Raw genomic sequence first — 14,673 nt, 5'->3', positions numbered from 1 at the left:
ACTGCGACAGCTGCGACAGCGAAACACTGCATCATGTAGAAGCTTTTTATAATCCAGTATCTAACTACAGTAGTGAAACTTGGACTTGCCCATGTGGAGAAGAAAACTAATGCTAATAAAAATTAATGAATCAGAACCTGAGTTCGTCGAGTTCGTTGACGAACTCAAGCAACACTACAGTGAAGCAACCGCAGCTGGAGCAGCAAAGAAAGCTATCGTTAATCATGTTTCAGTCGTTAACGATTTAAGGAAAACTAAAAAGAAGCTGGAAAGGCTAGAAGATATACTAGAAGAGATTAAAAATATTAAGCAACAGCAAAAAGGATTACAACAAGCCCTCGATATTTTAACTGATTAGTACCAAAAACTTCTCCTGGCAAGTGTTCCAGGCGAATGAATTGGTACCAAAATGTTGCTACCGGTTTCGCCAGGTTAAACGACTTTGGTACTAAAGCGTAAAAAAACGTAATCTGAATAACGTGCTTGGCAGAAATGTACTTTAACAATGAGCCTGATGTTTTGGGAGAATGCCTGAACCCATCCTAACCCTACCCAAAACCGCAATCACCTTACCCCCTGAGTAATCAATAAACCTTAAATCAACTTCATTTTTACCGCACTTGAATTAGCCCTTTCATTAAAAGCTTTATTCGGTCTGCTTGGCTCACAATAAATATAATTACTATGCTTATTTGACCTTAATTCAAGCAGACAATCAGACTTATAAAAAATCCTATAGCCCATAGCAATAAGTGATTCAGAGCCTACATTAAGCTCTTCACCATCTATATAAACAGTAAAGACATAATCCCTAGTGACTTTGAACTTGTTGAGATAAACGGTATTAACCGCATTCACATACATCTTTTGAGCATTAAATGGCAGCGCTACAAAATTATTAGGCGCAGTAACAACCGAAACGCTAGCATTACGAAAACTAAAATTATTAATCTGCTGAGAACCTTGCTGAGAACCTTTAGCGGGAACCTTATCATTTTGATTAAAAAGCGCTTTAATTTGCGTATCTTGTAATATCGCATTAGGTAAATCACTCGCCAACGATTCAGAAGTTTGAGCGCTTTCATCGCCGAAGAAAAAGAAAACCATAAACACCAGATAGGCAACAATACAGGCGAAGCCAACAACAATAGTAGGAGTAATAGGCGACTGACCAGCGCCCGACTTAGTAGATTTTCCTGTTGCTGTGGACTTATAAAGTTTGAAAACATCGAGAGGAACCTTTTTAAATGTAATGATGTCGTTTTTACCGACAGACGTACCGTTAGTTTTTGGCGAGTGCTCACAAATGCGCGGCCGTCGCTTATAGTATGGAATTGGGATCGCATCTTTAGAGGAGTGATGATAAGCAACTTCACAAACAGAACGAATAAAGGCAGCGATTTCCTTAATGTCAGGCGTAGCGATTAAAATATCCCAGTTATAATGTCTATGCCTCATAAAGCATTCGCGTAATGTTCTTGGGTATCTTAAATAATCCCGTTCATCGAAAAGGCTCTCGCCTATATCATCTAAATACTCTTCGATATCTACATTCGACTTTATCTTTCTTTGCTCAGTATGATAAATCTCTTTAAATTCAGGCGGCAAAAGTTCATCAAAAAGACCCTCGCCTTTATAATCATAATCAGCAGCTTTAAACGATTTATCATTAGGGTAAATATCTTGGATTTCATCAAGGAAAATCATAGCGCCAATAGGTAACCAGTGAAAAAAGTTACGCATCAAGGCCAACCCTTTATCATTACCTATGCTGATTCGTAATAGCCTAGCGGTACTCGGAAAAACCTCTTTCAATTCCCGCTGTATATCTTCTAAATTCTTAATACCTTGTAGATTGGTGACAACGACACGACCAGAACGGAGCGCCGGAACAATCTCAAACCACATGGCCATTGATGATTTGTAAGAGCCTGGAGCACCATGAAAAACTTTAGTAGCCACAATTAACCCCTTTGCATATAAAATAAAACAAGAAACGACAAAACAATCAAACCAAATAAGCGAGCAGATAAATAAAAGAATTTAATCATTAGTGAGTCACCACCGAATAAACAAAGCGAGTAATAAGCGCCTCAACAATTAGGCTTAAAGAATCAAAAACACGCATATCACTAGCGGCTTTTTGTAAGTCATTAGGGAGGTTAGAAATAGCAACATTGATAACTTCACTGATGTTAAGTTGTTGAACAAAGGTCAAAGCCAGTTCATGAGAAAAACGTAAAGCTTCAAGAATAAAATAAAATTTAAGGTAGGCCATATAAAGCTTAAACCAGAAAATAAACTCAGTGATTTTGGTAGGGATAACAACCGTTATAAATTCCATAACATCAGAAAAAAACACCTCAACAGCCCCAAAAAAACCGAAAAAACCTGCGCTGGAATCTCCTGCTAAAGCGCTAAAAGAAACACTCATACATAATAAAAAAATTAAAATTCTCATAATCTAATACCACCTAAAACAATGGTCATTGCTGTCATGGCAGCAAGAAAATAAATGATGTTACCCAAGCCGCCGAAAAGCGTTGTGAATCGTGAAAGGGATATATCAAAAGTACCCCAACCACCTAAATCAAGAGACTTTTGTTCATATTCACCAACAGAGGGCGAACCGATAGAAACCAACTCGTTTAATGAGGCTTGAAAATCAAAGCTTTCAGTTTTAATGACAAGCTGTAAGTCCTTTACTAGTTCTTCTAATTTAATGCCAGAATCAGCACTAAACAAAACATCAAAACCAGAAAAATCAGCATTTAACGTGGTGTGAACGTAATCACTACCTAAATCAGTATCTAAATCATTTTTTAACTCTCCAAAATCTTCTTTTAAATTGCCAAAAATATCAGCTAAATTATCAATTTTAACGCTAAATTGCTCCATTCCCTGAACAATGTTGCCATCATGAAAAGGCAAAATATTATTAACGGCATCAATAATGCCATTCGCAGAATTAGAAATAGTTTGTTGAATATCGTCAGATTTTTCGACGATGGTTTGATTAGTTGCTTGAGTAGTCGCTAATAAATTAGTTGTATTATCATTACGACTTTTAACAACCTCATTAATAAGCTTGTCACCTTGAATTGCTGAAAATGGCGCGGTTGGGTCAACCATAGAGCCGTCAGCCTCATAATCTATTTCATGTTCAGTGTCGGCAGTTGTTGTACTCGGTGGGGCTACATTAGAGCCAGAGCCACCAGAGCCAAAATCTAAATCGCTTGGTGGAATAGAAGCATCACAAAAAGGATAAACAGAACAATCAGGTTCAGGTTCAGCACCAGCTATTGAACCATCGCCACAAATACCAGAGCATTGAGTTAAGCCCTGACCATCATCAGTAAAATCAGAAGAAGCAAAACCACCATTAGAAATACATTGTTGAATAACTGTATTCTCACACTCTTGGGATTGGGTAATCTCTTCTAAACATTCATAAGTAAAAACATCAGGAGAAACATAATTAAAATTAATCATTGTTTGTGATAATTGAGTGCATTGCTTTTCAGCTATGGGCTCACATTGTTCGGCAGAAGTACAAGAAAGTATTGCATCAAAATATATATAATAAGCAACAGATGAACAGTTTCCGCAGTCAGGGCGTAGATAATAGCCTATCAACGAAACAGTAGTGCCACCGCCACCTCTCCCCGTATTTATAAGAAGTTTTCCCAAATATTCAGGCGGCAATAAATCAGTGCAAGGAGGATTATTTTGCCTAGAAGCAATACAAGTAACACCAACGGGAACCTCTCCATCAGTTGATGAAGTAACGGTATAATAAGCAGAAAAAGATTCAAAACTAAAAAACAAAAAAATTAAAACTAAAAAACGAAGCATAATAAAACTCAAATTTTAGTGAAAAAAAAGGACTTCTAAGAAGTCCTGATTCCGCTTGTAAAGCCCTCAACCATGCAATAGTAAAAGCAACAAGCGAGTAAGATTGTTGTGACCACTTATTTCTTGAACCAAGAAATCATTGCGCCAATACCAAAGCTAAGAATCGCAATACCGATAACAGCAGAAATTACCGCAGTTACGTTACCGTTACCTTCAGTTGCAGCAGTAGTAATCAAAGCCGTGTGGTCAGCAGCTTGAGCAGCAACAGAGCCAAGAGCAGCAGTAGCCGCAACAGCTAAACGAGTTTTATTATGCTTTAAAAATTTTTTCATGTTTTTATCCTTTAAGATTTACCTAACCAGCGAACAACACGTCCACCGAAATGTGATGTTAAGAAAGCAAAAATCATAGCCCCCTCAACGACTCCAAATAACTCTGCATCAAACGCAAAAAGTAAGTGCAGAGTTTCATTCATTTGTTGTAATGAGCCAGATTGTAAATTTTGAAATTCAACCTGATTCAATAAAACAAATTCTGTACAGTCAGTTTCCGCAGATACTTTTAAAGTTCCAGAGCTATGTATAAATACGCAAACTGACATAATTATTTACTACTCAAACATTCGTCAAAATGCTTTTTAACAGCAGGGTCAACCGGTGTGATTTTTGAAATCTCATTTTCAAAAGTGTCCGTGTTGAAACCCACGACAAGGTCATACTCTTTGTTTGAAACAAAGGCACCAGTATCAATAAGTAGGTGAGCGTATTTAGCGTTAATGCATAACGACTGTTTACCAAAGGGCGTTTCAGTTGATTGGCCTACCGCTTTACGTTTGAATTTTGGCGCGTTTACGTTTTCCAAGGGATAAAGCATTAGTAATAATGCTGATTCAGCATCAGGGTTTTTACTTTCAGGAAAACTGGTAATTTGCAGACCACATAAAATGATTTTATTCGACATGTTAAACCTCTATAACTTTGTTGATTAATTGTTGATAGGTTGGCGGTATTCCGAGTTTACCGCCTGTTTCTTCGGGTAAAATTAAACCCATTGTGTGTGCAATATCGCCTTGAAATATTTCTAAGATATCGCCCAAGGCTTTACCAGCAGAGCGGCGAACGTGACGAACGCGAGAAGCTACATCAAGACAAACCTCTTTTACTTTACTCATTGACCTAGTTCTTACGCCTTTGTCTAAATCAACAGAGGCAGCGAAAGGGCATAGGCCAGCAAACGTAGCGGCTAAGTTAAGTAAACAATCAACAGACCATTTCTTTAATTCAGCCTCAGAGCGATACCAAGAAAAGTTATCTTGTTTAATGCCTTGCTCTAATTTCTTGTTATATATGCGCCAATAAATAAGCGAGGTACGAGAGCCGACACAAACCATTTCTTGCGTGAAAACTTTGTTCAAGTCGCTATCGTAGGTGTATTTGTTATTAGGGTTAATGGTTGGCGACTGCCCTCTATTGGAGGTTCTAAACCAACCGTCCTTGTAAGCTTTTTCGGCATAGTCGCAATCAAAGTTTTCGTCATAATCATCAAAGGCTAAATCGACACGACTTAACTTGGTGACGGTAAATACTTTGGATAGCCAGTGATGCATAACGAATGGCGTTATATGGCTGAATAATGACTTACAGCCAGTACCCGAAATTTGAAAGTAAATGGTATCGCGTTGACCACCTAGGCCAATGAAGCCAACTTCTACGCCATTAGAACGTAAGGTCATTGAGTCTTTATAGCCATGTAAACCACGACCACGCATAGGTGACATTTCAAAACCTAATACGCTATTTACCCAAACTTTTAATGTTCTTTCGTAAAAGTCAGTCATTAATTCAGCGACTTTATCTTTATGCGCTTCATATTCAGCAATACCTAAAGCCCGACTAGATTTGATTACAGGTGGCTTTGGGTAAATACCATAGCGTTTAATACGCGTTATTTGGGGAACGTCCTTGTTAGTAAAAAATGATTTCTTATAACCGGTGACTAAGTCCATTTGTAAATTAGCAGCCCCGGCTGTACGACAATGACGAAGTGCAGTAATAGGAAAAGCAAAAGCTAAGTGATCTATTTTGATAGCATCAGATTTTTCGTGAGCCATTAAAGCCTCAGCAGTTTGGGTATAAACATCTTTTTTATTGCTAACTTTCATTAGAGTTTCCCTTGCTGCGCTAACTGCGGATAATTGCTGTTAGTAATTTCAATTAATTCAGAATTATAAAATTCAGATGAAGCCCACACATTGAATAGATACAGAGAACTGAAAAAATCATAATGACGTTTTCCGTTAAAGTCGTAAGTGACATTTACGCCCATGATGGGGTCGCTCTCGTAGTAAATTTCAATGCGCATAACATTAAGCCGTATGCACTTGTTGCCATTCTTTCGAGGCAATTTGATATTGTTTGTCGATATAATTCGCTAAATCTTCTACTTTTATAAATACAGGAGAGCGCTCAGATTTGATTAAGCTGAAAGTAGGTACAGGGAAATCTTGGCCTTTAATTTTTTGCTTAGCCGTTTTTACGGTAATACCGAAGAACTCCTGGCAAACGTCTTTCAGTTCTATTACTGGAGATTCAAAGCGAGCTAGAAGTGCGAAATTTGTATTCATATATCACCTATGTAATCATTTAGGGTTAAAGCAATTCAAAGCGACTGCAATAGACTCTAACCGCTCCGTATCGCTCCATAAAGATACTATTTCATAATGGAGCGTTTTGCAACTTTATTTTAAAGGAAAATAGTGTGGATGATTTTGATAAACAATTAGATGATTTATTTAAAACAACTAAAACGAGTAGGATTAGTGAGTTATCTGAAGCGCTAGGGGTTTCTCCAACCACAATAAGAACATGGAGAGGTCGGAAAAAAATTCCTGCCAGTGCATTCCGAAAGGCAGAACTTTCAATCCAAACCGATTCAAACGTAAATATTGATACTCGTATTAGCCTTCCTTTTTATGAAATATCAGCTTCGGCAGGAGTAGGGGCGTTGATAGAAGTAGAAGAGCAAGCTAACTTAATTAGCTTCGAGCCAGAGTGGTTAAATAAAGAAATTGGTGTAAACGCCAATGATGTGTTTTTGATGTTAGTAGATGGTGACAGTATGTACCCGACATTAAAGAACGGTGCCATGATAATGGTGAATAAGCATTTTAATGGCTTAAGTGATGGGATTTATGTAATGCGACACGAGCAAAACTTACTCGTTAAACGCTTACAAATGTTGCCTAACGGAATTATCAAAGTGAAATCAGACAATAAAATCTACGAATCTTGGGAAATCAATAAAGCAAACCTAGATGGAACAGATATGGAAATTATTGGACGAGTAGTTTGGTCAGGACAAAGAATGTAATTTCAAAAACTAAGCTTTCTTGTTGTTCTATTCTCTGTTTTACATCCTATTATCTTTAGAAGGTAGGGGGACGTTTACTCGCCCGTATAAGTTTATTGCTTTAATCCAAAGCCCTGAACTTTAACAACACGCCTGTTATGTGCCCTTTCTTGTGCTGAAATGGGATCTTGTCTATCCCATTGCTTGAACAACTGAAGCTGCCTTTGTGAATAAGTAACTCCGTAGGCTTCTGTCATATAAAAAGCGACTCTAGCAATATCACCTTTCTTATCGGAAGGTGGCACAATTCCTCTTGAACCTATTTCAATATCACATTTTCCGTAGGTCTTAACTTTGTTCTTAGCAACATCGACAAATGGCTTATTAGAACGGTCAGCATTGACTTGACCCACAGCAGGGTACAAATTTACTAAATCGTTATGGGCTTGTTTATAATCTAAATCATGCTTTTGACAATATTTACGCGCACTGTCTTTTACTGCTTTAGAATCAATGGCACATTGCCTTGTTTTGTTGTTAACTTTAAGCATCCAAGATGCAGGGATAATATGTTCTGCTTCTGTTCTAAGAGCACGTTTTCTTTGTTTTTTAGGGAAGAAACTTTGTAGGCCACAACTATTTAAATCTGTCTTTCTAGCTGACCAATTACAACCACAATATAGCGTATCACCTGTATTATTGAACACTTTAGAATACATCTTTTTCTTAGCTGTACTAAAGCTAACAACCTTATTGGTTGCGGCATAAGTAGCGGTTGAAATAAGAGATAAGATTACTATGGCAATGATGTTTTTTATGTAGCGATTCATTTAATGTTCTCTTATTAGTTTTTGGCCTAGCTCATAAAATCACTACTAAGCCTATTAACTATATAGCAATCTAAGTTGTGGTCACTTTTACCACATTGCTGACATTAGCTTTTAACAAGTAGCGTTGATTTGGATTAGATTTTGTATCGATAACTAACCATAGTCACTTGTTATGTATTATCTATAATTTTAATCATAAACTGGCAAGCTTTACTCATGTTACTTTCTTGTTCGGAAAGCTTATAACGCCATTTAGGACCATGAAATAGGTTATTTCTAAAGCGATAAACAATGAATAAACAGCCAATTAACTTTGTTACCTGCTGGCTAGTTCCATTTAATAACATTTCATCTACTTCAGGTGGGTTTCGACTTTTTTCGAGTTCTAAAGCATCATACTTATCATTGAATACACCACCAGAGACATATCGGTTCTGAAAATAGACAACAAGTTCATCCAACCCTATATCTGATATTTTTTCAGAATCTAGTAAAGCGCTAGCTAAACTTGTAAAGCTAGTTCTATTCCCATTACAGCTCAAAACTTCCGATTCAAAGTAGCTCCATATTAGGAAAAATTCACCGATAGCTTTTTTCTCATCTGGGCTTAAATTAGAATAAGTGCTTTCTTTATTACATATCCACTCTGTTGGGTCGATCATTTATGCCTCTAAAATAATTTATTGGAATACAACTACAGTGATTGCGCTGACACCTATTCTTATTTGTTAGGCTTTATTTCCAAGGCTGATGCGGTTCACTATGCAAGAGACCATAATCTTCCATAGTATTCGTGAGCCTATCCGCTATCATTTGAATACTTTCGGCACCTTTTTTTTCAAGCTGCTCTCCTTTAATTAAGGGGATCATTAGTTCAACATTAATATAATAACTAGAAAGTAAATCTTGTTCATCTGGCTCTAAAACCTCAGCTTCTTTCATTAGCCCTGTTAAGTCAGATAGAAACTCATCTAATTTAGTGGGTGTGAAAATAACAAGAGGATTAAATTTGTAATCTTTACCTTCACAAATAGAAACTAAGGTCGGTTTTAACGAAAATATTTTAGCAGCAATCCTGATTCTAAGGTTTTTAGCTTTTGCCTTATTTCTGAGCCCACTTTGATATAAAGGAATTAACGCAACAATCACTGCAATTGTGGTGATAACGGCAGAAATAGCTCTCCAATTTAACTCAACGTCCACGGAACTCTCCATTAAAGCCTAACCGCATATTGTAAGGTAAAAACCCTTGTTTAAATATTGGCTTTGCGCTCTTTCATAATAATATGGTTACATAGAATATAGATAAAGACAAAAGAATCAACTTATTAGACTATTGACTAATTAAATGAAAACATGAAATAGAGGCTTTTGCCTTCGTTCATGTTATTAGCACTTAAACATTAGAAAAAGTATGACAAATAACATTTAGTTAATGTCTCTAATGCGCACAAAGTTACCCTTAGCAAAAGGGCTACTTCATTTGAAATTTACTGATTTTTTAACATCAGATGCTAAGGGCGGTAAGTACCACTTTGCTGACATTAGCATTTAATCAGTAGCGGTGATTTGGATTAGATTTTATATCGATAACGCCATGTGCGGAGCCGCATATAGGGTGGTGTGGGGCTGGAGGCTAGATACCTCTGGCTACCCGATTAGGCACTTTCTTCAACAGAACCTTGAAATTTATTAACCGCTGAACTCAGATTTTTTTTCATAGCTTGATAACCTATGTGATTTAAATATGCAAGCTCTTCACTTATTTCCGGAAGATTACATACTTTTTGTATAGTAAAAGCGTATTTAAACATAATATCCCATGCCCAAGAGCATTGCGCCATCGATTCAAATACAGGCCGTTCAGCTTCAGATGAATCTAATTGCTTCATACTATGTGTTATAAAAACACGACTGACATCTCCATGTTGCCAAGCTGATAACCCACGATACTTACTATCATAGTCAAACATCCAATCCTCTCCTAACGCTTCACATCGTTCCCAAATATTAGGGAATTGGCCAACATCACCTATAAGATCCTTTAACTCTTCAACGACTTTATTATTTGTAGCGTTTTTGATATTACGTTGTTTATTAGAAGTCATTTTAATCTTAGGGTTCTCTGAATCAATCCATTTATCCATAGACTTTTGAATGTGATGCTCTTGTTTTAAAGACGTAGCGAAAAATTTCTTAAATCTCAAGTCATTATCTTTAGAAACTAAAAAGCATGCGTTTACAGCTGATTCAAAAAGCCCTCGATTTAGTGCAGCTATATCTGAATGCGCATACATTGGATCTCGAGTAAAAGTATTTATTACATGGAAAGGTGTAACTACTACTCGTTCAAATAAATAATGTAGGGTTAATGTTGCAGGTATAAGCATTGAAGGCGAATATAACTCTTTAAGCTCCATACTACTAATCAACTTATGACAAATTTTGCTAGTTCTTGTAAAAAGTACCCTATAGGTATCAACGAAATCCTTAACATTTTTGTATTTCAGGGTTGATGATTCGGGGAGATCTTTTAGCATTCTTTTTAATCGTCGGTTATCAGCATATTTTTCAATAAAAGATCTCTGCATACTTTACTTCATGTTCCCAATTCCAATAAATTTCTAACAATTATTATGGAGACTTTCCAGTAATGTCCGCCCCATAACCTTTATTTAATTCACATTAATATCCCATAGTTTCAAATATTTAGAAACTACAAATATTTTATTTTTGTTAGAGTTTGGATGTTACTGTGAATTCTCAGCAATAAGACACCAATAATTCATTAGAAAATATATGGCAAAAAACTTAACTCTAATGTCTTCAATGCGCACCAAGAAGTCATTAGCGGTGAGCTGTTTGTAGTTGGTTATTGATCACACGCTAAGGATCACTCTTACCACACAACGGACATTAGCTTTTAATCTGTAACGTTGATTTGGATTAGCTTTTGTATCGATAACACCGTTTTAAGCCGAAAATTGCAGTTGGCTAAAATTGTGAACGGAGTGAAACAGCCAACTGTTTTTTGTCCGACTTGAAAACCCTTATAGTTACTCCAAGCCACTTATTTAAGATCTATAGAAATACTTTTTTAATTTTTTCTATAGAGCTAATTAAACCATCAACGCCTTCATGAACAGGCGTTTTATCTCCATGATTTTTATCAAGAGTATCAGAAGCATTTTTAGAAACTGCATCGATGGTAGAGTTTAATAGTTTTTTCATTAATTCAGGGTCGGCCTGCTCTAAAGCTTCAATTTGTATTTTGAAACTTTGATATGATTTTGCTAAAGCTTCCTTATGCGCGTATTCCTGTTGAAGCCTTAATGCTTCACTACGCCTTTTTGATACAAACAAAGTAAGCCATAATATAGGAATAATAATAGGTAGCTTAAATAATATATTTGAAGTTAATTTACTAAAATCCGATACATCCACAAACTTAATAAAAAATAATCCTAATTCTTGAGTTATGGATATAAACGAAACCAGCATCAAGGCTGTAATGGATCCATAAAACAATTTTGAATAATTTTTAATTGGTGTATCAAATGATTCTTTTAATTCATGGTATGCAGAAGCTAAACCAGCACTTGTCGCACCGGGTAAGAGACTTTCAATTTCATCATTAAGAGTTTTATATTTGATTTCTTGTTGCTTTTTAAATTCTTCAAGATGTTTTTCTCTAGCAGTTATTTCATCTTTAAGTCCGCCTTCAAATTCACCCTCATCATTTTTCAAGCCAAACACATCAGTATAATAACCTTTAAAATCAGAAAGTTTTGTTTTTACGTCATTCATTAGACTCTTTATGGTTTCAGAGTCAATTTCGGCAATCTTAAGTGCACTTTTTATTTCTGATGCGATAGACTCATTACCAGAGTCACCATCAATCAATTCAACTTTATAACTCTTGATCTTTTCATAGTTTTCCTCAAGTTGCGTTTCAAATCTATTAATTTTTGAGCTTAAACTTTCTTCCTCTGTATCATCAAAGTAACCCGCCGCTAATTCTTTAATTCGCACACTCGACAAGCTTGATTCTTCAGCATCACTTAAAGCTTTATCTTTATACTCACCAATTTCTATCAAAATTGATCTAGCTTGGTCTTGAAAAGAAGTAAGATTAGAATTTATGGTTTTTGTATAAGTAATAAACGATGCACTTGCAGATTTAGCAGCTTTCCCTACAACAACCTGATACGGTCTTAGGTATGTTAATAAGTTATCTAAATGAGCATTGGCTTGCGTTATATGAGCAATATTTCTATTGCTTTGATAGGTAGTAATTTGCTGCAAGCAAGGGGTGGTTTGAGTATGAAAGTTTTGCCATGTTGATTGTGGTATCAATTCAGGATCGCACGCATCTAACAATCCATTTAAATAAGTTATCACCTTTTTAAGTCTGGCTACATCCTCAACGCTGGTAACAACAGTACTATCATCAACATCAACATTTTCGGTTACTTTAATGATTTCTTTCCAAGTGGTTTGAAAAGGGTGATTTTCAAACTGTTCGATCCAGCGACTCATTGAACTTCCTTATTGAAGGTTTATTGTTTTAAATAAAAAATTATTAATATAACGTACAACCTAATTACTCAGGCATATAACGCCCGTTTAACGGGCAAATAATAGTTGGTTATAATAGCGACGCAGGAGCAAAAGCAACGGTTATTTGTCCTGTTGAAACGCTTGTTATGTATTTAGAGCGCAGGTGTTGTAACTTCTTCTTGTACTACCTCTTTTTCAATTATTTGGTCGACAATAAGTAATTCATCTAAAGGTGGATAATCGACACCTTTAGCTTCTAATTTGTCTTTAAACCCTTTCCAAAGACTTTTATAATCAACTTCACAGTTTTTTGATTCTTGATATAAGTTTGCAAAAAATGAACCTATATCTCCAGCATAAAGGATCTGATTATGACCATATGAGCCTGTGTTACTTAAAGCCCCTTCAAATATTTGGTTAAAGTCATCGTCATTAAAATGCTTTGCGATAGGAATTAAAATATTTGCTCCTCTCAACTCAGCACTATCAAAACTTCTTGAGTCTATAAATAAGTCTATCGCCTCCTTTTTAAAGGTTTTAGAAGGGAATGATGAAAACAAAGTATATTTTTGTGGATTCTTAAGTTGTTGAATTACAGGTATTAACTTCGACTTTATTTCATAATTTAACTCTGAGAGTTTTGTCACACCGTATTTTATAAGATCATCAACAGACATTGATTGAATTAAACCTTCTATTCTGATTTTTTCAGCATCGTCAATATTCCCCCAAACATCTCTTGTAATTAGGAATTGAAATACTCGCATTAATTGAATATCTGTGGCGATCGAAAGCATAGTTCCAAATTTATTATCCATTACTTCATTGTAGACATCAGGTGCTATTCGCTCTATTGCCCCAAGAGAAGCAGAAATACGATTTAAAAGTTCAGTGCTAATCCCATTTTCATCACGAAAAACTCTTTTTAATAAAATTAAAGATAAATTGCGTATACTACTTTCCCTCGCTCTACCTAAATTATTTTCGGATGAAAGTACAGTGAACGCTTTTTCTGAGTTTTCCGGAAAAGAAGGTTCATTAATTAAATCAAATAAGCGTTGGATTACCACTTTTCCTTTAACTGGCGCATGAATTAAAAGGTAATTTGATGCTTGAACTACATATGAAAGTGCAAGTTCAGCTAATGGCGTGAACTGATTTCCATCCTCTGAAAAGGTTGGGTGTGCACAAACATTTCTGTCATTTTTAAGTCTTTCTAAGTGTGACTTTTCGATTGCAGATATCAATTGCAGTTCATCGCAAGCCATATCTAAAATGTCTCTTTCAAAAGAAAGCATCGAAGAAGGATCATTTGAATTAATACCGTTTAAACGTTCTTCTAATCGCTTCGCAATTGGATCGCCGCCTAAACTCAATTCTTTTATTTTCTCTATAATATCAACACATACAGCAATCCATGTGGTAATTAATGCAGCTCGATATGCACCTATTCTGTATGAAGCAATTGCTTCATTTAAATAGTTCTTTGAATGGGAATTCCTAACCTTTTGGAGAAGTTCATCCAAGTTACTTAAATGTAGTTTCAAGTTGTTTTCCTTAATGACTTATATAGAGCACAAAATTAGATGAAATGTATAACAATTAAGCATTTATCTCTTGTCGAAGCATGAGAGATAAATGTCCTGTTGGACTGAGCCGTAATCAGAGCGTTCTAGTTGGCACTAGTTATGCAATATGGGTATTGTTTTTCAGGGGGCTTCGAGTTAAATAATTCCCTTTTAAACACTTTTCAGCATCAACTCTGATTCGATCAATCCATTTTCTATTTTTCTACTTTAGTTCACCCTGCAACCTATTACTACCTATTTTTAACACGTAAGATGTGGCTGAAATGCAGAGAAATTCGGGTAGCTGTCGCTCCCCGCGAAGCGGTTTAGTTCAACAGCTTATTATGGATACGTCTTAGTAATGTGCGCACCATAAATATTAATATCCCATAGTATCAATATATTAGAAACCGTACACTGTAAATTTTATATAAATAATTGGATGTTACTAAGAGGCCTCAGTAACAAGTTAATGTAATAACACATTAATCACAGTAATTTCAATTAGTTAT

Annotated in this window: 16 protein-coding genes; 2 read left to right on the top strand and 14 right to left on the bottom strand. The window is 35.8% G+C overall.

All coding sequences use genetic code 11. The features are described 5' to 3' along the window. Positions 1 to 91: 91 nt before the first annotated feature. A complete protein-coding gene (locus ASU03_RS16325) occupies positions 92 to 358 on the top strand; it encodes a hypothetical protein (RefSeq protein ID WP_057832827.1) in 267 nt (88 codons plus the stop codon). 236 nt (positions 359 to 594) lie between these two features. On the opposite strand, the gene ASU03_RS16320 is transcribed toward ASU03_RS16325, so the two are convergent. From ASU03_RS16320 to ASU03_RS16280, 8 genes are all read right to left on the bottom strand, one after another. Beyond that, on the bottom strand, positions 595 to 1,962 hold the full coding sequence (locus ASU03_RS16320; protein WP_057832826.1) for a zonular occludens toxin family protein: 1,368 nt from the start codon (positions 1,960 to 1,962) through the stop codon (positions 595 to 597). A gap of 88 nt (positions 1,963 to 2,050) precedes the next feature. Then, complete coding sequence (locus ASU03_RS16315; RefSeq protein ID WP_057832825.1) at positions 2,051 to 2,461, bottom strand: hypothetical protein; 411 nt, start codon at positions 2,459 to 2,461, stop codon at positions 2,051 to 2,053. Further along, a complete protein-coding gene (locus tag ASU03_RS16310; protein WP_057832824.1) occupies positions 2,458 to 3,855 on the bottom strand; it encodes a hypothetical protein in 1,398 nt (465 codons plus the stop codon). The genes ASU03_RS16315 and ASU03_RS16310 overlap by 4 nt, the downstream gene beginning before the upstream one ends. Before the next feature lie 116 nt (positions 3,856 to 3,971). Next, the gene (locus ASU03_RS16305; RefSeq protein ID WP_057832823.1) at positions 3,972 to 4,187 is read right to left on the bottom strand and encodes a hypothetical protein; all 216 of its coding nucleotides are present in this window, start codon (positions 4,185 to 4,187) and stop codon (positions 3,972 to 3,974) included. 11 nt (positions 4,188 to 4,198) lie between these two features. Further along, positions 4,199 to 4,456 carry a hypothetical protein gene (locus tag ASU03_RS16300; RefSeq protein WP_057832822.1) on the bottom strand — a complete coding sequence of 86 codons (258 nt, stop codon included), beginning with the start codon at positions 4,454 to 4,456 and terminating at the stop codon, positions 4,199 to 4,201. A 2-nt stretch (positions 4,457 to 4,458) separates the two neighbouring features. Further along, a complete protein-coding gene (locus ASU03_RS16295; RefSeq protein ID WP_057832821.1) occupies positions 4,459 to 4,815 on the bottom strand; it encodes a DUF1293 family protein in 357 nt (118 codons plus the stop codon). Between the two features lies 1 nt (position 4,816). Beyond that, on the bottom strand, positions 4,817 to 6,016 hold the full coding sequence (locus tag ASU03_RS16290; protein ID WP_057832820.1) for a replication initiation factor domain-containing protein: 1,200 nt from the start codon (positions 6,014 to 6,016) through the stop codon (positions 4,817 to 4,819). A 204-nt stretch (positions 6,017 to 6,220) separates the two neighbouring features. Further along, positions 6,221 to 6,478, bottom strand: a complete 258-nt coding sequence (locus ASU03_RS16280) for a pyocin activator PrtN family protein (protein WP_057832818.1) — start codon at positions 6,476 to 6,478, stop codon at positions 6,221 to 6,223. A 134-nt stretch (positions 6,479 to 6,612) separates the two neighbouring features. Here ASU03_RS16280 and ASU03_RS16275 point away from each other — a divergent pair, with 134 nt between their 5' ends. Then, entirely contained in the window at positions 6,613 to 7,224 is a 612-nt protein-coding gene (locus tag ASU03_RS16275; protein ID WP_057832817.1) for a helix-turn-helix domain-containing protein, read from the top strand. 92 nt (positions 7,225 to 7,316) lie between these two features. Here the strand turns inward: ASU03_RS16275 and ASU03_RS16270 are convergent, their stop codons facing one another. The 6 genes from ASU03_RS16270 to ASU03_RS16245 form a co-directional block, all read right to left on the bottom strand. Next, complete coding sequence (locus ASU03_RS16270) at positions 7,317 to 8,033, bottom strand: endonuclease (protein WP_057832816.1); 717 nt, start codon at positions 8,031 to 8,033, stop codon at positions 7,317 to 7,319. Positions 8,034 to 8,203: 170 nt separating this feature from the next. Then, a complete protein-coding gene (locus ASU03_RS16265) occupies positions 8,204 to 8,695 on the bottom strand; it encodes a hypothetical protein (protein ID WP_057832815.1) in 492 nt (163 codons plus the stop codon). A gap of 73 nt (positions 8,696 to 8,768) precedes the next feature. Next, entirely contained in the window at positions 8,769 to 9,236 is a 468-nt protein-coding gene (locus tag ASU03_RS16260; RefSeq protein WP_057832814.1) for a hypothetical protein, read from the bottom strand. Between the two features lie 455 nt (positions 9,237 to 9,691). Further along, on the bottom strand, positions 9,692 to 10,624 hold the full coding sequence (locus ASU03_RS16255) for a DUF5677 domain-containing protein (protein WP_057832813.1): 933 nt from the start codon (positions 10,622 to 10,624) through the stop codon (positions 9,692 to 9,694). A gap of 490 nt (positions 10,625 to 11,114) precedes the next feature. After that, positions 11,115 to 12,572 carry a hypothetical protein gene (locus ASU03_RS16250; RefSeq protein ID WP_057832812.1) on the bottom strand — a complete coding sequence of 486 codons (1,458 nt, stop codon included), beginning with the start codon at positions 12,570 to 12,572 and terminating at the stop codon, positions 11,115 to 11,117. A gap of 173 nt (positions 12,573 to 12,745) precedes the next feature. Further along, positions 12,746 to 14,140 carry a hypothetical protein gene (locus tag ASU03_RS16245; RefSeq protein ID WP_057832811.1) on the bottom strand — a complete coding sequence of 465 codons (1,395 nt, stop codon included), beginning with the start codon at positions 14,138 to 14,140 and terminating at the stop codon, positions 12,746 to 12,748. Positions 14,141 to 14,673: the final 533 nt, after the last annotated feature.

The organism is Colwellia sp. TT2012 (genome assembly GCF_001440345.1).
Lineage (GTDB): Bacteria > Pseudomonadota > Gammaproteobacteria > Enterobacterales > Alteromonadaceae > Colwellia.
Note: the sequence above shows the minus strand (reverse complement) of the source record. Positions and strands in the feature narration are given on the sequence as shown.